We start from the raw sequence: 18,992 nt of genomic DNA, 5'->3' as shown, positions 1-18,992 counted from the left end.
CGAGTGCGGTGATCACGGTCAGCGCCGCGACGCTGGCGCAGCAGATGGATGCCAAGGCGGCCCAGTGGGGCCTGGGGGCGGCCACGAGCGCGGTGACCGCGATCCGCAACGGGGGGTTCTACCGCAACTACCAGTACGGGGCGGTGATCTCCGCCCCGTCCAAGTCCCTGTTCGTCTCGCATGGGGCGATCCGGGGGGAGTGGGCTGCGCTGGGGTTCGAGAACGGTGTGATGGGGTACCCGTCCACGGACGAGGTCGGGGGCCTGCGCAGCGGCGGGGTGTACCAGAACTACGACGGCGGGGCGATCATCTGGTCCCCGGCCACGGGGGCGCATGAGTCCCTGGGCGCGATCCGGGGGGTGTGGCAGCAGCTCGGGTTCGAGGGCGGGGTGCTGGGGTACCCGACGACCGAGGTCGTCACGGGGCTGGTGAACGGGGGGGCGTACCAGAACTACCAGGGCGGGGCGATCGTGTCCTCCCCGGCGGCCGGGACGCACGGGTCCTACGGTCCGATCCGCACGGAGTGGCAGTCGACCGGGTTCGAGCGCGGGGTCCTGGGGTACCCGAGCACCGGGGTCGTGACCGGGCTGGTGAACGGGGGCTTCTACCAGAACTACCAGGGCGGGGCGATCGTGTCCTCCCCGGCCTCGGGCACCCACGAGTCGATCGGGGCCATCCGCGCCGAGTGGCAGTCCACCGGCTTCGAACGCGGCGTCCTGGGCTACCCCACGACAGAGGTCGTCACCGGGCTGGTGAACGGGGGCTCGTACCAGAACTACCAGGGCGGGGCGATCGTGTCCTCCCCGGCCTCGGGCACCCACGAGTCCTACGGCCCGATCCGGGCCGCCTGGCAGTCCACCGGGTTCGAACGCGGCGTCCTGGGCTACCCCACCAGCGAGGTCTACACCGTCCCCGGCGGCACAGCCCAGAACTACCAGGGCGGCAAGATCACCGACATCAACGGAACAATCACCATCACCCACCCGTAGAGTACGGCGGCCGTGACCCTGCACGGCTGAGGTAAGTGAAACGGAGCTCAGAGTTCACACTCTGAGCTCCGTTTCTTGCGCCGGCGGAGAGCCCCGAGCCGGACGGATTTTGGCGCGCCTTACCGTGCGGTTAGTATCATGCTTACCGGCCGGTTAGTCAGTCTCCGGCTCTCAAAAGAAGGTTGCCGCCACGTGACGGTTGTGAGCGGGGATGAGTCCCCCATTTCGCCCACTGGGACCCGTGAACGGATCCAAGCGGTAGCGCTCCGGCTCTTCAGTGAGCAGGGTTATGAGTCGACGTCGATGCGCCAGATCGCGGAGGAGCTCGGCTTCACGAAGGCGGCCCTCTACTACCATTTCAACAGCAAACAGGACATCGTGCGCGCGCTCATGGAAACCATGCGCAGTGAGGTCGGGGATCTCGTCGCGTGGGCGGGGGCCCAGGAGCCAGGGCCCGAACTGCGGCGCGAAGTGATCGCTCGTTGGGCTGCAATCATGCAGCACCAAGGGCTGCGGATGTTCCGCTTCCTCAGCGCGAACTACCGGCTGGTCAGAGACATCAGATCCGAGTCCGGACAGCGAGAAGGGATGGCGACAGCCATGGGCCGGCTGTTCGCGGTCCTCACTCCCCCGGGTGCGAGCGTCGAGGACAGACTACGCGCTCGATTCGCCCTGCTAGTGATCAACATGACCGGAATGGCCTCGCGAGACATGGACGCGGACGAGGAAGAGATCCTCGAGGCCACGGCCCGGATCTCGGCCAGCCTTTTGCCGCCCGAGTTCTGATCGACGCCGCCGGCGACACCGACTCCCTCGCACCCCCGAGTTTCTTGTACGCGACCTCATTGATAGGAAGACCATGTCTGTGCCAATTCTGGCAGCCCGAGACCTGACCAAGACTTATGGGAAAGGCCCAGACCGCTTCGATGCATTAAAGGGAGTGAGCCTCGAGGTTCAGCGCGGGGAATCTGTGGCGATTGTCGGCAAGAGCGGTTCGGGCAAATCGACCCTCATGCACCTCCTCGCTCTGCTCGACACGCCGGGAACGGGCCAGATCCACGTCGACGGGACCGAGGCCAATGATCTGAGCACCCGCAGGCTGAACGCGTTGAGGAATTCGCTTTTCGGATTCGTCTTCCAGCAGTTCTTCCTCAACCCCGCCTCCTCAGTCCTCGAAAATGTAGCGCTGCCCTTGAAGATCGCGGGAGTGGGTCCACGTGAACGGCGGCGGCGCGCATTGGAAGTTCTCGAGCAGCTCCAACTCGCCGACAAGGCCAAGAACAAGGCGGCCAACCTTTCCGGCGGACAGAAGCAGCGGGTGGTGATAGCGCGTGCCCTCGTCAACAATCCTCAGGTGCTCTTCGCTGACGAACCTACGGGAAACCTCGACACCGCCACCGGGAGGATCGTGGAGGACATCCTGTTCGATCTGAACCGCAAAGACGGAATCACACTGATCACCGTCACCCATGACCACGAGCTGGCCCAGCGTTTCGAACGCCGCATCTTCATTCGAGACGGCCTGCTGATCAACACGGACGAGGAGCACGCGGCATGAAACCGCTCGAAATCCTGAAGACCGCCATTGCCAATAGCGTTCGCAGCAAGCTCAGGACTACCCTGACTATCCTCGCGATCTTCGTCGGCGCTTTCACGCTCACCATCACAAACGGGCTCGGCACCGGAATCTCCAACTACATCGACAGCCAAGTAGCCGCCGTCGGTTCCAGCAACAGCTTCACGGTCTCAAAGACGAATACGAATACGGCCCCCGGAGCCGGACCGGCCAAATACGATCCCAGTACGCGAGTCCTTGCGGCAGGCGGCCGCCCCGGCGCAACCGAATTGGCCCTCAGCCAAGCGGACCTGAAGAGCATCGCGGCGGTGCCTGGCATCACTGCCGTTACTCCCCTGACGAGGGTTAGCCCTGCGTACATCGAGTGGAACGGTCACGACAAGTACCAGCTGTCGGTCCTCCCTCTTGCAGGGGCGCAGCCGCAGCTGGCGGCTGGCTCTAGCCTTGACGATAGCTCGTCTCAATCGCAGATCGTGCTCCCGGTGACCTACGTCGGTCCGCTCGGACTGAGCGACAACAATCAGGCGGTCGGCCAGACTGTCGTGATCGGCATTGACGATGCGGCCGGCAACATGCACGAAGTGAGCGCTCAGATCGTCGGCATCGAACAGAGCTCCCTGCTGGGCGTATCCGGCGGCTTCATCAATAAGGCGCTTTCGACCGCGCTCTCGAATGCCCAGGGAACGGGAGCCCCGGCGGCCGCCAAGGATGCCTTTGCTGATGCGACCGCGACTTTCGCACCCTCAACTCAAGCCCAGATCAACACGATGAAGAGCCAGCTGTCAGCGAAAGGCTACACAGCCCAGACGCTCGATGACCGGATCGGGACGGTCAAGACGGTGATCAACGCCATCATCGGAGTCCTCGATGCTTTTGCTGTGATCGCCCTCGTAGCCGCAGGGTTCGGGATCGTCAACACGCTACTGATGTCGGTCCAAGAGCGCACGCGCGAGATCGGACTCATGAAGGCAATGGGAATGGGGAGCGGATCGGTATTCGCCCTGTTCAGCACCGAGGCAGCCTTCATCGGATTCTTGGGCAGCGCGATTGGGTCTGCGGTCGCTATCGGGATCGGGACCGTCGTCAGCCGTGCGCTCGCCCGCGGGCCGCTCAGCGATCTAGGCGGGCTGCATGTCCTCAGTTTCGCCCCTGCTTCTGTTGCCGTCGTGATCATCTTGGTCATGGTCATCGCGTTCGTCGCCGGAACCCTTCCGGCTTGGCGGGCGGCACGCCAGAATCCCATCGACGCGCTTCGATACGAGTAGGTTGCCCGAAGACAGCAAGGGGCAACGGCCAGATTCCAGGAGTAAATGCCTTCTGGCCCGTCTGGCCGTTGCCCTACGCGTTTTCCTTCACTCCTGCGGGCACGGTGAGGCTCCCATAGCGCTCCATGCGGTGCCAGCGGAGATGCACTCCTGCGAAAGCGGTCACCACCGATTGGATGACGACGAGATACATGAGCTGGCGGTAGACGAACTGCTGGAGCGGAAGGGTCCACAGAGGACGAAGGGATTCTTTGTCGATCCTGAAGGCGTAGGCCGCCATGCAAAGCTGAACGGCGAGGAATATCAGCCAAAGCGCGGCGATCCGGACCGGATCGAGGAAGACGAGCCCGTAGACGGCGAAGACATCGACGACCGGGGCGAACAGCGGAAGAAGCACTTGGAGCACGAGCAGGTACCCGAGGCCCCTCCGTCCGAGCTTGCCGGCGGCGCCCCCTTGGACGACCGCGCCTCGATGCTTCCACATGGCTTGGAGCGTCCCGTAGCACCACCGATACCGTTGCCGCCAGAGGGCACCGAGACTGGCGGGTGCCTCGGTCCAAGCGCGAGCGTCGTCCTGATAGACGACGCGCCAGCCATCCCGGCACAATGCCATCGTCAGGTCTGTGTCTTCTGCAAGCGTGTCGTCACTCACTCCCCCGACGCGTTCGAGCGCGTCCCGACGGAATGCACCGATCGCTCCGGGAACGGTGGGCATGCACTCCGCGACATCGAAGAGCCGACGGTCGAGATTGAATCCGACGACGTACTCGATGTGCTGCCAAGCTCCCAGGATTCCATCACGGTTGGCCACCTTGGTATTGCCGGAGACGGCGCCGATTCGTGGATCGGCAAACGGCTGGATGAGCTTGCGCACAGTATCCGGTTCGAACACCGTGTCCCCGTCGACCATCACGATCAGCTGATGGCTCGCGGCGCATAGCCCTGCATTCAGCGCGGAGGGCTTTCCGCCGTTTTCCTTCCGTATGACGACGACGCCGGGCAGGGCGAGCGCTTCGACGAGATCCGCCGTCCCATCCGACGAGCCGTCGTCTACGACGATGATCTCGACCTGGTGGTTCGAGGCAGCGATAGAACGGACTGCGGCCTCAATTCCGGCGGCTTCGTTGTACGCCGGCACGATCACTGTCACTGGTTCGGTCATGGCCGGTCTTATCGGTATAGACAGACGACGCCGCCCACGTCCGGCCGCTCGCAGCCGCAGCGCTTCTCGGCGGTGCCGGGCAGCGAATCCGATGACGAGGACTGCTCTGAGGAAGGTGACAATCCCGCTTGCGACCAGTGCCCACGAGATCGCCGTGACGAGCCAGTCGCTCAGACGAATGCCAGCTACGAAGGCTGTCCCGCTCGCCTCAGCCCCGATGCTCGCTGGGTTCATGCTGTTGATGCCTAAGGCATCGCCGAGCGTCGTGACGTGGTAGCCCTGCTCCTCGTATCGCGAAAGGACCGCATCGAGAGCGGCGACGGTCTGGCTTCGGTCTCCACCGCCGTCGTGCATGAGGACGACCTGGCCCTTGGCACCGGAGATGGCGAGGTTCTTCTCGATCTCCCCAACGCCCGGGCGCTTCCAATCCTCGCTGTCCTTCGTGGTCAGGACGGTCAGGTAGCCGTCCGCGGCGGCCGTGCGGATCGAGTCCCACGTGCTGTTCGTGACGGCGTCGTTCTCGGAACTGTACGGAGGGCGCAGGAGTGAGGCCGTCTGTCCAGTCAGGCCGGAAATGACCTGCTGATCCCCCTGAATTTCGAGCTGCTGCCGCCAGGCTGGGGCGCTGCCGAGGTCAACGTGGGTCAGGGTGTGGACGCCGACCTCGTTGCCGTCGGCGACCATCTGCCGTAAGAGGTCGGGGTTCTCAACGGCTGCGGAGCCCACGACGAAGAAGGTCGCGTGGACGTGGTGCTTCTTGAGGACATCGAGGATCTTCGGGGTCCACACGGGATCGGGCCCGTCGTCGAAAGTAAGGGCAATCGTTCTCTCGGGCGGGCCCGCGGTCCGCAATGCTCCGCTCCGGGCGTCGATGACTGGCCCACCTTCAGACACCGCCGTGGGCACTTTGCCTGCAGAGCCCGCGGAGGGCGCTGAATCGTCCCCGATTCCCGAAAGATGGTGAAGGTATCCCTGCACACAGAGGGCAGAAGCGACGGCGACGAGGACGGCGAAGAGAACCAGCCAATGCGCGCGCACACTCGGAGAGCTTGAGCCCCGCCTCCGGGGGGTCACGGGCGCGAAGGGGTGATCGGTCGGGAGGTCTGCCCTGGGGCGGAGCCGGATTTCCCCCGCGATGCGGACTGCGTCGCCGGCGCCGTGGGCGCTGCTGCAATGACCGAGGGTGCCGCGGATGCATGCGGGACCGGCGCCGCCTGCACTGGCACGGCGTTTGCAATCGGGGCCGGAACTGCGGCCGCAGGAGGGAACTGCGCGACGGGCTCGCCCCCCATCGCCTCGGGGGTGGGAGACCTGACCGCGGAGGACGACAGCACTTGCGATGGGGCGGGCGCTTCTGCCGCGTTGGCGGCTTCAGGTTGAGAGGACCGGGCGCTCGGCACCGCTGCCTCCGGAAGGTAGGGCGCTGCAACATTGGGGCCGCCTAGGAGGGCGACTGCCAGAAGCGCCACGTAGCCGCCCACCAAGGCCAAGGCGACGGCGCCAATAATGCGGGTTCGCCGGAACCGCCTTCCCGATACGTCTACAAAGACTGGTCCATGCGCCGCCGCTGGTCCGTGCTCTGGGTTCTCGTCAAAAGCCGCCATCGGAGAGCCATGGTAGGTGATCAAACTTGCAGATCTCAAAAAGGTAACGCCGCCGGCAAGTTGACCTAGGCCACCGCTCGGCGAAAGGCTTGGCCCATGTGCGCCGACACGCTCTTCTCCCAGGTCAACGTCAGAGGAATCAGCATACGTAATCGGCTTTGGGTCTCCCCCATGTGCCAATACTCGGTGGAGAACATGGATGGCGTGCCGACGCCTTGGCATTTCGCCCATCTTGGATCTTTCGCGCGCGGAGGGGCCGGGCTTGTGATGACCGAGGCGACGGCTGTCTCACCCGAGGGCCGCATTTCTGCCTGGGACACCGGATTATGGAACGACGATCAGCAGGAAGCCTGGCGCGGTATCGTCGACTTCATCCACTCACAGGGCGCGACGGCGGCGATACAACTCAACCATGCGGGCCGCAAGGGATCCACGTATCGAGAATGGAGTGGCCGCGGTACTCAACGCCCTGAGGATGGGGGCTGGGAGACTGTTGCCCCGTCTGCGGTGGCCTTCGAGGGATATGCGCCGCCACGCGAGCTGACCGAAGCCGAGATCGGCGAAATCGTCGCGGATTTCGGTAGAGCCGCCGCACGCGCCGTCGAGGCGGGCTTGGAGATCATTGAGCTGCACGCGGCGCACGGCTACCTACTCCACCAGTTCCTCTCGCCGCTCTCCAATCAGCGCACCGACGGCTACGGCGGCAGCGTCGAGAATCGTGCTCGGTTCCTTCTGGAAACGGTTCGCGAGGTCCGCCGAGTCGTGGGTGAGTCGACGCCTCTCTTCGTGCGCTTCTCAGCAACCGACTGGGCCGGAGATGAGGGGTGGAACGTCGAGGACACCATCGAGGCTGCCAAGTTGGCGGCTCGCGAGGGCGCGGATTGGTTCGACATTTCAACGGGCGGCCTCGTGCCCAATGTCAGGATTCCGGTGGGCCCGAAGTATCAGGTGAGCTTTGCATCCCAGGTCAAGGAGGGCACGGGCTACCCCGTTAACGCCGTCGGGCTGATTACGACACCCCAAGACGCAGCCCAGATTGTCGAGCGCGGGGAGGCGGATGCAGTGATGGTTGGGCGGGAGTTCCTCCGCGACCCACACTTCGCCCTGCGTGCCGCGCATGAGCTGGGGTTGGACGTCGACTACTGGCCGCCGCAGTACGCGCGGGGCAAGTGGCGCCACTCCCCGGCCTGAAGACCGTCCTCCGATGTTCGAGGGCGAGAGGGGCTCGGAGGATACGAAGGGGCGGACAGGAACGGCCTGCCTGAGCTGTGTGGCTCGGGCAGGCCGTTCCTCTCGGCGACTTTGTTCTTATGCCGCCTTCCGTGTTCTTATGCCGCCATCCGGCGGCGAAGGCGCCCGAGGAGCCGGCGCAGGAGACGGGACACCTGCATCTGGCTCACACCGAGGCGCTGAGCGATCTCGTCTTGGGTGAGTTCCTGGACGAAGCGAAGCCTGAGAAGCTCGAGATCCTGGTCTGAAGCGTCCTCGAGGGCGCCAGCGAGGGCGTGAAGGGATTCCACGTGTTCGAAGCCCGGGTCTTCGGTGGCCACCACAACACTGAGCCGCCGTCCCTGCGGGTCCTCCGGGGAGTCTGCATGCTCGATCGTGTCGGGAACCATCGACGCGTCGGCGATCTGTGCCTCGGCCACGTCAGTGACGTCCACGCTCAGCTCCCTGCTGAGCTCGAGGGTGGTTGGCTCATGGCCAAGAGTCTGGGCCAGCCGCGGTCGCGCGGCGTTGACCTTCAATCGCAGCTCCTGGATACCACGCGGCGGCCGGACGATCCACGATTGGTCACGGAGATAGCGCTTGAGTTCGCCGGTGATCGTCGGCACGGCGTACGGCACGAAGCCATGGCCACGGCCCGTGCGGTAGCGCTTGGCCGCCTTCATTAGACCCAGCCTCGCCACTTGGCGCAGGTCTTCTGGGTCATGGCCCGGGCAGCGGAATCGGCGTGCCAAGGCGTCCGCGACGCCAAGGTACTCGACCGCGAGGTCGCCTGCCGCACTTGCTCGTGCCAAAGTGTCTGCGGGGGCAAGATCGGAATCTGCCGCTTCGAGATCCTCCGAAGCGTCTGCATGCCAGGGATCTAGTGGTCCCTGCTGGTTGTCGTTATCGTCGCGATGTGGTTCGTCGCGATGCAATTCATCGGATAAGACCGGCGCCATCGTTGCAGCGGGCAGTCTGTGAACGCTTTCCATTTTCTGAGTCTTCTCCTCGCTGGGGTCGGAATCTGACTTGTTCAGCGCACAGAGTTGTGGAGGGCACCTCCTGGAGTTGTGGCGCGACCCGCTGCTTGAGCCGTTCTCATTCGCTTGTGGAGATCCGAAGGTCTGGAAGGACCAGAGCTGATCTCGTCTACTTCTTGGACGCTACAGGTAGACAGAACGTTCTGTCCATAGGCGCGGCTCGTCCTTCTCGTCGGGGGCTTGCTCGCCGGCCCGGGGGTACGCCAGCCACGGCGGCGCCGATCAGGACATTCCCAGAGCTCTGATCCGCGCCTGAAGAAACGCCCTCTCCCCCGCGCTCGGGGCGAGTCGGGCAGCGTCGGCATACTCCTCCGCTGCCTCATCCGCGCGTCCGAGTCTCCGGAGCAGGTCGGCGCGCACGGCGTGGAACACGTGGTAGTTGTCGAGTTCGAGATGGTCGACGACGGCGAGTGCGACCGCTGGCCCGTCGACTTCCGCGAGGGCGACCGCCCTGTTCAGCTCGACGACGGGGCCGGGCGCTAGCTGCGTCAGAGCGTCGTACAGCCCAAGGATGCGATGCCAGTCCGTCGATGCTGCCGAGGGTGCGGTGCTGTGGACGGCTTGAATGGCCGCCTGAAGTTGGTACGGGCCCAACTGTCCTCGACGCAGACACCGTCGCACGAGCGAGAGGCCCTCCGAGATGAGGTCGGCGTCCCATAGAGAGCGGTCCTGCTCAGCGAGCGGGATCAGCGCACCCCGGCGTCCGGACCTCGCAGCAAGTCGGGACTCGGACAGGAGCATGAGGGCAAGCAGTCCCTCGCATTCCGGCTCGTCGGGGAGCAGGTGCGCAACGGTCCGGGACAGGCGGATCGCCTCACTGCAGAGTCCGGCTCGACCGGCTTGGGAGCCCAGGTCCGCGGAGTAGCCCTCGTTGTAGATGAGGTAGACGACCGCGAGGACCGCGGCAAGCCGCGCTGGCAACTCGCCTCCGGAGGGCACCCGATAGGGAATCCGGCTGTCCCGGATCTTCGCCTTCGCCCTTGAGATCCGTTGTGCCACCGTCGATTCGCTTACGAGGAAGGCCGAAGCGATCTGCGCCGTCGTCAGACCGCCCAGCACTTTGAGAGCCAAGGCAATCCGTGCCTGCAAAGCCAGCGCAGGATGGCAGCACACGAAAAGGAGCTTGAGGCGATCGTCGCCGAAGACGTCCGGGGCGTCGTCGGATTGGCGGAGAAGCGCCGCCTCCGCCTCTTTGCCGCCGCGTGCTGCCTCCCTCCGGAAGCGGTCGACGGCGCGGCGCCTCGCCGTCGTGATTATCCACCCGCCCGGCCGCTCGGGAACTCCTTCCGAAGGCCACCGCTCGGCGGCTACGGCGAAGGCCTCCTGCACGGCCTCCTCGGCGAGCCCGAGATCCTGGGTCGTGCGGAGGACAACGGATACCGCACGGCCGTATTCCTCGTGAAACACGGTCGCGACGGTATCCGTCGCTGAGTTCACCCCCGCTCGACCGCCCCGCGCACGTCGGCGAACGCCCTCACCTCAATCGGCAGCCCAGTTATCTCGGCCAGACGCCCGGCCCAGGCCAGCGCAGCGTCGAGATCCGGAACATCGATGATCTCAAAGCCGCCAAGATGTTCCTTGCCTTCCACATACGGGCCGTCGGTTACCACGACGTCGGTTCCGTTGTGCCGGAGCACGGTGGCCAACGCCGCATCGGTGAGGCCGTTGCCGAAGACCAGAGCGTCTGCCGCTTCGAGATCGGCATTGAACTCTTCGAGCCTTTGCATGATGGGACCGAGGACCTCAGGCGGCGGAACGATGCCGTCGGGCTGGTACATGGCGATCAGATACTGAGTCATGGCTGTTGCCTCCTGGATCGGTGGGAGCCTGTTTGGCTCTCACCTTCTAGACGAACGGGAGACGGCCCTTTCGACACCCGTGCCTAGAACTTCTGCTCCCAGCGGTGGGCGGAACAGGGGCCCAGGCAGTTTGGATTCTTCCGCTTCCTAGGCCCTCCGTGAAGAGTCCAGCAGGGTCTCTCAGGTGTCCCCCGTACCCTTGCCTTATGACCACTGAAGCACCTGCCCTGCCCAGCCGCGTCCGGACGACGGTGCTCGCGCTCGCCGGGGACGTCGTCGTCGTCCTCGTATTCGCCGCGATGGGCCGCGGGTTCCACGGCGAAGCCAACCCTGTTGTGGGTGTGCTTTCCACTGCGTGGCCCTTCCTCGTCGGCGCCGCCGCGGGTTGGGCCCTTCCCACGGTCCGCCGGCGTCCCACGGCACTCTGGCCTTCCGGGGTGAGCGTGTGGCTCGGAGCATACGTCATCGGCATGGTGCTCCGGGCGCTGACCGGGCAGGGCCTTGCCGTGACCTTCCTCATCGTCGCCCTGTGCTTCCTCGGCCTCTTCATTCTGGGGTGGCGCGTCCTCGCCCGCGTTCTCCGCCGCGTCGCCGGACGCCGGTGAGCGGCGCGGCGCTAGGGTTGTTCCGAGCACAGTAGGAGTCGATCGGAGGACCATGATCACGGCATTCGTCTTCATCCGCACGGAGTCCAGCAAGATTCCGGAGGCCGCGGAGAAGATCTCGGCGATCCCAGGGGTCAGCGAGGTGTACTCGGTCACCGGCGAATGGGACCTGATCGCCATCGCGCGGGTCCAACAGCACGAGGACTTGGCAGACGTCGTCGCGGATCACCTTTCGAAGGTCGAAGGCGTCGTAGAGACGACGACGCACATCGCCTTCCGCGCCTATTCCCGGCACGACCTCGAAGCCGCCTTCTCGATCGGCCTCGAATAGCTGCGGCGCTCAGCCGCGGCTGAAGTCCACCCAGGCTTGGAGTGACCGGGCTGCGGCCCCTGAATCGATGGCCTCCTCAGCGCGAAGCTTTGCGGCCCCGAGCCTTTCGATCAGCGGTCCTTCGCTGGCGAGTTCGAAGGCCACGAGGCCCGCGGCGGCATTGAGGACGACGGCGTCCCGGACCGGCCCCTTGTCACCCTCCAGAACGCTGCGGACCACTGCTGCGTTATGCTGGGCGTCGCCGCCACGGAGTGCGTCGAGCGGAGAGCGGGAGATTCCGAGGTCGAGAGGGTCCAGGATTGACTCCTCGACGCGCCCGTCACGGACCTCCCACACGCGCGACGTCGTCGTGATGGTGAGCTCGTCGAGTCCGTCGTCGCCGCGGAAGACTAGGCCTCTGCTCCCCCGGTTGGCAAGCACTCCCGCAATGAGGGGCGCCATTCGCGGATCAGCTGATCCGACGGCTGAGGCCTGGACGCGGGCCGGGTTGGTGAGCGGGCCGAGAATATTGAACGCTGTCGGGATCGCGAGTTCGCGCCGCGGCACCGCGGTGTGCCGGAACGACGGATGGAAAACCTGCGCGAAGCAGAAGGTGATGCCGCATTCGATTGCCGACGCAGCAACCTGTTCCACGCTCATATCGAGACGCACGCCAAGCGCTTCGAGGACGTCGGCTGAGCCCGCCGACGACGACGCCGCGCGGTTTCCGTGCTTCACGACCCTCGCCCCGGCACCAGCAAGGACGAGGGCGGCGGTACTGGAGATGTTCACCGTGTTCTGTTGGTCGCCGCCAGTGCCGACGATGTCCAGCTTCTCGCCCTCGATGGAGATGGGCGTCGCGCGGGCGACCATCGTGTCCACGAGGCCGGTCAGCTCATCGACCGTCTCCCCCTTGGCCCGAAGTCCAACGAGGAACCCCGCGATCTGCGCCTCGGTCGCATTGCCCGACATGATGGTCTCCATGGCCCAACCGGTCTGCTCCTGCGTGAGGTCTTGGCCTCTCACGAGGGATCCGATGAGGGTCCGCCAACTGTGCGCGGGGTTGGCTCCTTGGTCCTGAGTGGTCACTCCCTGATGCTATCGACGGACTTGTCCGCGGGCGAACGGATGACGGGCCCCCAGCGTTCCGCGGATTTTCGAGGGTTTGTAGAAAAAGTTCCCGGAAGAGGCGGTTCGCGTTGGGCGAACCCGCTGTTTGTAGACATAATGTCCTTGTGACGACAGCGACTCATGCCCCGACAACCCCGGCACATCCCACGCTGAACCGCCCCAACATGGTCTCCGTCGGGACCGTGGTGTGGCTCTCGAGCGAGCTGATGTTCTTCGCCGGCCTCTTTGCCATGTACTTCACCCTCCGCGCTTCCGGCCAGATCTCGACTGGTGGGGCCGGGACCCTCGGCCTGTGGGCCACCGAGACGTCCCACCTCGACTTCCCGTATGCGCTCGTGAACACCATCGTGCTGGTTTCCAGCTCGTTCACGTGCCAGATGGGCGTGTTCGCCGCCGAACGCCTCCAGCCGCGCCGCACGGGTGGTCTGTTCCAGTTCGCGCGTTGGGGCATGGTCGAGTGGTTCGTACTGACGTTCCTCATGGGCGCGTTCTTCGTCTCGGGCCAGGCCACTGAGTACACAACGCTCGTCTCCGAGCACATCACGCTCTCGTCGAACGCCTACGGGTCGGCCTTCTACATCACGACCGGCTTCCACGGCCTTCACGTCATCGGCGGCCTCATCGCCTTCCTGTTCATCATCGGGCGGGCGTTCGCCGCGAAACGCTTCGGGCACTACGAAGCGACGGCGGCCATCGTCACCTCGTACTACTGGCACTTCGTCGACGTCGTGTGGATCGGGCTCTTCCTGGTCATCTACGTCCTCAAGTAGCACACGCCGCTTCGGCCGGCAGCACAACTTTGACAGCGCGCCCATGCGGCCGCGGTACAGACGGATAGGAACGATTACGTGAAGTCACTCTCGCAGAAGCGGCGGCATCCGCTAGCAGTCGTGGCCCTGCTAGTCATGGGGCTCCTACTGACGGGCGCTCTCTACTCGGTGGCGAGCTCCGCCAATCAGGCCAAAGCGGACACCGGGTTCTCGGCCGCTGACGTAACCGCGGGCCAGAAGCTCTTCGTGGCGAACTGTGCGACGTGCCACGGTATGGGCGCCCAGGGGTCTCCCGCAGCCCCGTCGCTCGTGGGCGTGGGTGCCGCAGCTGTCGACTTCCAGGTTGGTACGGGCCGCATGCCGATGGAGGCGAACGGACCCCAGGCGGAGCAGAAGCCGGTTCAGTTCAACGAAACTCAGACGCGCCAGCTCGCTGCCTATGTCGCGTCGCTCGGAGCCGGCCCGTCACTGCCGGATCCGGCCATGCTCGACGGCCAGGGTGACGCTACCCACGGTGGCGAACTCTTCCGCGTCAACTGCGCGATGTGCCACAACGCCGCCGCTGCCGGTGGTGCTCTGACGCGAGGCAAGTTTGCTCCGGCACTCGCGGGCGTCACAGCCCAGCACATCTATGAGGCGATGGAGACCGGGCCGCAGAACATGCCTGTGTTCAGCGACGCGAACATCTCCCCTGAGGGCAAGCGCGACATCATCACCTACCTCCAGACCATCGAGAAGCAGGGTTCGCCCGGTGGCGCAGATCTCGGCGGCCTCGGTCCCGTGTCGGAAGGTCTCTTCATGTGGGTCGCTGGTCTGGGCGTCATCATCGCCTTCACCATCTGGCTCACCTCCCGGACCTCCTGACGAAGGCCCGCTCACACGTTCGGCCGCCGACGCGGCTGATTGAACTGAACATCGTCCCCGGGGCCCCGGGGCACAGGAAGGATGAGGGGAAATATGGGCAACCCTAGTGACGGAGCCCCACAGCATGGGGGCACCGTAGCTACGGCTGGTCAGTCCGGGGGTGCGTTCGAGGATCCGGGGATCCCGCCGCACCGCCTGCGTCTGTCCGACACCGACCCCAAGGCCGCGAAGCGCGCAGAGCGCCAGGTCACCGCACTGTTCATCATCTCGGTGATCGGCACAGTGGTGTTCCTTGTCTCGTACTTCGCCATCGATCTCGGTCCGACTTCGACCGTTGACACGATTCGGACCCAGAATCTTCTGCTGGGTTTCGGCACCGCATTCGCGATGCTGGGGATTGGTACCGGAATCGTGCACTGGGCGAAGTCGCTCATGCCCGATCACGAGGTCTCGGAAGCGCGGCACGAGCTGCGCAGCGAGGAGGACCGCCAAGCCGCAGTCAAGATCGTCGATGACATCATCGAGGAGACGGGCATCAAGCGCCGCCCCCTCATCCGGAACACCCTCATCGGTGCTCTGGCGCTGGCTCCCCTGCCTGCCCTTGCCGTGTTCGGCGATCTCGGGCCCAACGCGACGGACATGCTTCGCCACACGATGTGGGCGCCGAACGCCCAGACCGGCAAGAAGGTCCGTCTCACCCGTGACCCCGATGGCACGCCGATCAGGGCTGCGGATGTCACGATCGGCTCCGCGTTCCACGTGATTCCTGAAGGACTCAATGACCTGAAGGAGAACAAGAACAACGAGAAGGCGAAGGCCGTTGTCCTGCTCATGCGCCTGAACCCCGAAGACCTTCACGTCTCGCCGGGCCGGGAGAGCTGGAACTACAACGGCATCGTCGCGTACTCCAAGATCTGCACGCACGTCGGTTGCCCTGTTGCGCTGTACGAGCAGCAGACTCACCATCTCCTGTGCCCGTGCCATCAGTCGACGTTCGACCTCACGCATGAGTGCCAGGTGATCTTCGGTCCTGCGAGCCGTCCTCTCCCGCAGCTGCCGATTGAAGTTGACTCTGACGGCTACCTCGTCGCCTCATCCGACTTCCACGAACCTGTTGGACCGAGCTACTGGGAGCGTGAGTACTCGTGAGCAGCACTCCTTCGTCCTACCAACCGCCGACCAAGGTCGGCCGGATCGCTGAATTCGTCGATCAGCGGACTGGGCTCTCAAGCGTCGCCCGCGAATTCGGCCGAAAGGTCTTCCCGGACCACTGGTCGTTCATGTTCGGCGAGGTTGCTCTTTACTGCTTCATCGTCCTCCTGATGTCGGGCACGTTCCTCACGTTCTTCTTCAATCCGTCGATGGCGGACACGACGTATCAGGGCGCATACGTACCGCTTCGCGGTATGGACATGTCGGTCGCATACCAGTCCTCGCTCAACATCTCTTTCGAGATCCGTGGCGGACTGTTCATGCGGCAGCTGCACCACTGGGCAGCGCTGCTGTTTGTCGCCGCGATGTCGGTGCACATGCTCCGCGTGTTCTTCACGGGCGCATTCCGTAAGCCTCGCGAGATGAACTGGGTCATCGGCGGCGTGCTGCTCATTCTTGGCATGGCCGCAGGCTTCACGGGCTACTCGCTTCCGGATGATCTGCTTTCGGGCAACGGCCTCCGAATCATCGACGGTGTTGTCATGGCCATTCCGGTCATCGGCACTTGGATCTCGATGTTCCTGTTCGGCGGCGAATTCCCCGGAACGGCGATCGTCGGTCGTCTCTACGTGATGCACATCCTGCTGATCCCGGCGATGATCCTCGGTCTTGTGGCCCTCCACCTGATGTTCGTGGTCTTGCAGAAGCACACGCAGTACCCCGGCCCGGGCCGGAACGACCGCAATGTCGTCGGGTATCCCCTGGGCCCGGTGTACGCGGCGAAGGCTGGCGGCTTCTTCTTCATCGTGTTCGGCGTCCTCGCAGCCATGGCCGCGGCCTTCACGATCAACCCGATCTGGAACTACGGTCCGTATGACCCCTCCCCTGTCTCGGCTGGCACACAGCCAGACTGGTATATCGGTTGGGTCGATGGCGCGCTACGACTCATGCCGGGCGTGATCGGTGACATCGGCGGCTACCGGCAGCACTTCGAGTTCGTGATCTTCAACCAGACGCTGTCGCTGAACATCCTGCTGCCTGCGCTTGTTCCTGCGATCATCGTGTTCACGGTGCTCTTCACGTATCCCTGGATCGAGCGGTGGATCACGAGGGACGATCGCGAGCATCACGTTCTCGACCGTCCCCGCAATGCCCCGACCCGCACGGCGATCGGAATGGCCGGCTTCACGTTCTACTGCGTCATGTGGGCGGCCGCGAGCTCGGACCTGATCGCGACTCACTTCCACGTGTCGCTGAACGACGTGACCTATTGGCTCCGCGCGCTGTTCTTCGTGGGCCCAATCATCGCGTTCACGGTGACCAAGCGGATCGCAATCGGGCTCCAGCGGAAGGACCGTGAGATCGCCCTGCATGGCCGTGAGACGGGACGAATCGTCCGTCTCCCCCACGGTGAGTTCATTGAAGTTCACGCTCCGCTCGACGAGTACAAGCTCTACAAGCTGGTGGCGTTCGAGGCGCCGTTGCCGCTTCCGGCGCAGCCGAACGCGAAGGGCGTGGTGAACCGGAGCGAGCGTCGCCGCGCGAAGCTCTCGAAGTGGTTCTTCGAGGACCGCGTCGCCCCGGTCTCGCCGGCCGAGCTTGAGGCTGCCCACGCGCATGCCCATCACGAGGCCATCGAGTCAGCTCCTACGGGCTCTGGTCACTGAACACAGCCTTAGCGCGCAAACGGAAGGGCCCCGCAGCAACTGCTGCGGGGCCCTTCCGTCTGTCCGCAAGGACTAAGCTCCCTATCCGGACTTCTGGATCGGAGGCGAATGGCCGCTCAGGAGCCTCTGGTGCGGGACTGTCAGCCCGTGAAGCGCTGAGTGGAGTAGCTGCGCGGTGTCCGTACCCCAGGCCGTTGGAGAGGCACCCAGAGCTTGTAACGGTCTGCTCGGTAGTAGGAGACGGAGTAATCGACCATGGCCTTCGCGACGTAGGCGTGGCGTTGGATCTTGAGCAGCGGCGCGCCCATGTCGACTTTGAGCAGGCGTGCGATGGAAGGCGATGCCGCTGTCGCCTCAATCATGTCCTCGCCCCATTCCATGACGAGGCCATAGCGTTCGCTCAGAACCTGGTAGAGGGACGTTGGGGGCGGTCCCTCTGTGAACCCGGGCACGCGATGGGCGAGGATGTAGTTCTCGTCGACGCTCATGGGCTCTTGATCGGCGAGCAGGAGTCGCCGGAATCGAACTACGGCCGTTCCTTCGTCGACTTGGAGCTCTCTCGCCAAATGCGCCGACGCTCCGATCTCCTCGAAGCTGAGGACTTTCGCATCCGGCACCATTCCGCGGCGCTGCATCTCCTCGCTGTACGAGGTCAACTTCATCTGCAGGTCGAGCTTGGGACGGCTGACGAAGGTCCCGAGACCCACAATCCGATCGAGGACACCCTCTGCGACGAGGGCATCGATCGCCTGGCGTACCGTCATCCGTGCGAGGCCGAAGCGGTGGGCGAGCTCTCGCTCCGAGGGAAGCGGCGCGCCGGGCGTCAGCCTCGTCTGTATGTGCTCACGCAGGAGCTCGCGGAGTTGGACATACATAGCGGTCTTCGAAGACCTATCGAGCCTCCCGGCGATGCTGTCGGCGTCTTCCACCCGTTCCTCCTGATGACCTGGCACCATCAAGAAGGCTACACGTTCCCAAGCGTCGAAATGGGGTCTTCAGATGCAGAAGGGCCCGGCATCCTGATGAGGATGCCGGGCCCTTCTGTGTGCCATTAGAGGATGTCCTCCAAGGCTTCAAAACGTGCTCAGTGAGCGTGGTCTCCGCGGCTGTACTCGAAGACCCAGCCGACGAGGGCAACGATACCGATGCCGGCGCCGACGAGCGTGATCCACCAGCCAATCGCAACACCCAGGAGTGCGGTTGCAGCCGAGGCGCCGAGCACGATCGGCCACCAGCTCCAGGGGCTGAAGTGGCCCTGCTCGCCAGCGCCCTCGTGCACTTCGGCATCCTCTCGGTCCTCCGGCCGGGCACCGACACGCCGAGCGGTCACGCTGAGATAGGAGCCGATCATGGCGGCCAGGCCGCCCAAGAGGAAGATTCCCATGATGCCAACCCACTCGGACCAGTGGGTGAGCCAGCCATAGACGATGGCGACTGGGATGAAGAAGAACGCGCCCAGCCCAAAGAGCCTTGATTCGATCCTCACTAGTGCATTTCCTTCCGGTCGGCGGTCACGGCCGCGGCCGTCTGCGCGTGCTGAATCGAACCGGCCATCGAGAGCTCCGGGTGGTGCAGGTCAAGCGCCGGGCGCTCCGAGCGGATGCGCGGGAGTGAGGTGAAGTTGTGGCGCGGGGGCGGGCACGAGGTCGCCCACTCGAGCGAGGCGCCGAAGCCCCAAGGATCGTCCACGGTCACCCGCTTGCCGCTGCGGGCGGTGATGTAGACGTTCCAGAAGAACGGGATGAGCGAGGCGCCGAGCACGAACGAGGAGATCGTGGAGAACTGGTTCATCCAGGTGAAGCCGTCCTGGGGCAGGTAGTCGGCGTACCGGCGGGGCATGCCCATGACG

At 64.6% G+C, this 18,992-nt stretch carries 17 protein-coding genes and 2 pseudogenes; 11 read left to right on the top strand and 8 right to left on the bottom strand.

The annotated features are described in order from the left end of the window. The 4 genes and pseudogenes from LK10_RS09265 to LK10_RS09250 form a co-directional block, all read left to right on the top strand. A pseudogene (locus tag LK10_RS09265) lies at nucleotides 1-989 on the top strand (GH25 family lysozyme); the annotation flags it as partial. 192 nt (nucleotides 990-1,181) lie between these two features. Then, nucleotides 1,182-1,775 (top strand): TetR/AcrR family transcriptional regulator, encoded by a 594-nt coding sequence (locus LK10_RS09260; protein WP_052207154.1) that lies wholly within the window; start codon nucleotides 1,182-1,184, stop codon nucleotides 1,773-1,775. A 73-nt stretch (nucleotides 1,776-1,848) separates the two neighbouring features. After that, complete coding sequence (locus tag LK10_RS09255; protein WP_052207153.1) at nucleotides 1,849-2,547, top strand: ABC transporter ATP-binding protein; 699 nt, start codon at nucleotides 1,849-1,851, stop codon at nucleotides 2,545-2,547. Further along, entirely contained in the window at nucleotides 2,544-3,830 is a 1,287-nt protein-coding gene (locus LK10_RS09250) for an ABC transporter permease (RefSeq protein ID WP_043122755.1), read from the top strand. The genes LK10_RS09255 and LK10_RS09250 overlap by 4 nt, the downstream gene beginning before the upstream one ends. Before the next feature lie 73 nt (nucleotides 3,831-3,903). On the opposite strand, the gene LK10_RS09245 is transcribed toward LK10_RS09250, so the two are convergent. After that, nucleotides 3,904-6,030 (bottom strand): bifunctional polysaccharide deacetylase/glycosyltransferase family 2 protein, encoded by a 2,127-nt coding sequence (locus tag LK10_RS09245; RefSeq protein ID WP_043122752.1) that lies wholly within the window; start codon nucleotides 6,028-6,030, stop codon nucleotides 3,904-3,906. A gap of 662 nt (nucleotides 6,031-6,692) precedes the next feature. Between LK10_RS09245 and LK10_RS09240 the strand changes: the two genes are divergently transcribed. Further along, complete coding sequence (locus LK10_RS09240; protein WP_043122750.1) at nucleotides 6,693-7,787, top strand: NADH:flavin oxidoreductase/NADH oxidase; 1,095 nt, start codon at nucleotides 6,693-6,695, stop codon at nucleotides 7,785-7,787. Between the two features lie 137 nt (nucleotides 7,788-7,924). Here LK10_RS09240 and LK10_RS21280 read toward each other — a convergent pair whose 3' ends face one another. From LK10_RS21280 to LK10_RS09225, 3 genes are all read right to left on the bottom strand, one after another. After that, nucleotides 7,925-8,617 (bottom strand): sigma-70 family RNA polymerase sigma factor, encoded by a 693-nt coding sequence (locus LK10_RS21280; protein WP_197061900.1) that lies wholly within the window; start codon nucleotides 8,615-8,617, stop codon nucleotides 7,925-7,927. Between the two features lie 450 nt (nucleotides 8,618-9,067). Continuing rightward, nucleotides 9,068-10,252 carry an RNA polymerase sigma factor gene (locus LK10_RS09230; RefSeq protein ID WP_231567700.1) on the bottom strand — a complete coding sequence of 395 codons (1,185 nt, stop codon included), beginning with the start codon at nucleotides 10,250-10,252 and terminating at the stop codon, nucleotides 9,068-9,070. 26 nt (nucleotides 10,253-10,278) lie between these two features. After that, nucleotides 10,279-10,644, bottom strand: coding sequence for a YciI family protein (locus LK10_RS09225; RefSeq protein ID WP_043122746.1), 366 nt, complete (start codon nucleotides 10,642-10,644; stop codon nucleotides 10,279-10,281). A gap of 206 nt (nucleotides 10,645-10,850) precedes the next feature. On the opposite strand from LK10_RS09225, the gene LK10_RS09220 reads away from it, so the two are divergent. Both LK10_RS09220 and LK10_RS09215 read left to right on the top strand, forming a co-directional pair. Beyond that, on the top strand, nucleotides 10,851-11,249 hold the full coding sequence (locus LK10_RS09220) for a DUF3054 domain-containing protein (RefSeq protein WP_052207150.1): 399 nt from the start codon (nucleotides 10,851-10,853) through the stop codon (nucleotides 11,247-11,249). A 52-nt stretch (nucleotides 11,250-11,301) separates the two neighbouring features. Next, complete coding sequence (locus tag LK10_RS09215) at nucleotides 11,302-11,580, top strand: Lrp/AsnC family transcriptional regulator (RefSeq protein ID WP_043122743.1); 279 nt, start codon at nucleotides 11,302-11,304, stop codon at nucleotides 11,578-11,580. A gap of 9 nt (nucleotides 11,581-11,589) precedes the next feature. On the opposite strand, the gene trpD is transcribed toward LK10_RS09215, so the two are convergent. Beyond that, nucleotides 11,590-12,648, bottom strand: coding sequence for an anthranilate phosphoribosyltransferase (trpD, locus tag LK10_RS09210; RefSeq protein WP_043122741.1), 1,059 nt, complete (start codon nucleotides 12,646-12,648; stop codon nucleotides 11,590-11,592). 146 nt (nucleotides 12,649-12,794) lie between these two features. On the opposite strand from trpD, the gene ctaE reads away from it, so the two are divergent. From ctaE to qcrB, 4 genes are all read left to right on the top strand, one after another. Continuing rightward, the gene (ctaE, locus tag LK10_RS09205) at nucleotides 12,795-13,460 is read left to right on the top strand and encodes an aa3-type cytochrome oxidase subunit III (protein WP_197061899.1); all 666 of its coding nucleotides are present in this window, start codon (nucleotides 12,795-12,797) and stop codon (nucleotides 13,458-13,460) included. Between the two features lie 78 nt (nucleotides 13,461-13,538). Further along, nucleotides 13,539-14,324, top strand: coding sequence for a cytochrome bc1 complex diheme cytochrome c subunit (gene qcrC, locus LK10_RS09200; RefSeq protein ID WP_043122739.1), 786 nt, complete (start codon nucleotides 13,539-13,541; stop codon nucleotides 14,322-14,324). Between the two features lie 93 nt (nucleotides 14,325-14,417). After that, complete coding sequence (gene qcrA, locus LK10_RS09195; RefSeq protein ID WP_043122737.1) at nucleotides 14,418-15,473, top strand: cytochrome bc1 complex Rieske iron-sulfur subunit; 1,056 nt, start codon at nucleotides 14,418-14,420, stop codon at nucleotides 15,471-15,473. Continuing rightward, nucleotides 15,470-17,143, top strand: a complete 1,674-nt coding sequence (gene qcrB / locus LK10_RS09190; RefSeq protein ID WP_043122735.1) for a cytochrome bc1 complex cytochrome b subunit — start codon at nucleotides 15,470-15,472, stop codon at nucleotides 17,141-17,143. Before qcrA ends, qcrB begins: the two co-directional genes overlap by 4 nt. Before the next feature lie 140 nt (nucleotides 17,144-17,283). Here the strand turns inward: qcrB and LK10_RS09185 are convergent, their stop codons facing one another. From LK10_RS09185 to LK10_RS09175, 3 genes and pseudogenes are all read right to left on the bottom strand, one after another. Beyond that, nucleotides 17,284-18,018: a GntR family transcriptional regulator gene (locus LK10_RS09185; protein ID WP_408021449.1), complete on the bottom strand. Its 735-nt coding sequence runs from the start codon at nucleotides 18,016-18,018 to the stop codon at nucleotides 17,284-17,286. A 209-nt stretch (nucleotides 18,019-18,227) separates the two neighbouring features. Beyond that, on the bottom strand, nucleotides 18,228-18,629 hold the full coding sequence (locus LK10_RS09180) for a cytochrome c oxidase subunit 4 (protein WP_043122729.1): 402 nt from the start codon (nucleotides 18,627-18,629) through the stop codon (nucleotides 18,228-18,230). Continuing rightward, nucleotides 18,629-18,992 (bottom strand): annotated as a pseudogene (locus LK10_RS09175) (cytochrome ubiquinol oxidase subunit I); the annotation flags it as partial. The gene LK10_RS09180 and the pseudogene LK10_RS09175, both read right to left, overlap by 1 nt.

Source organism: Sinomonas humi (genome assembly GCF_000802235.1).
Taxonomy (GTDB): domain Bacteria; phylum Actinomycetota; class Actinomycetes; order Actinomycetales; family Micrococcaceae; genus Sinomonas; species Sinomonas humi.
This window is presented reverse-complemented; position numbering and strand designations above follow the sequence as displayed.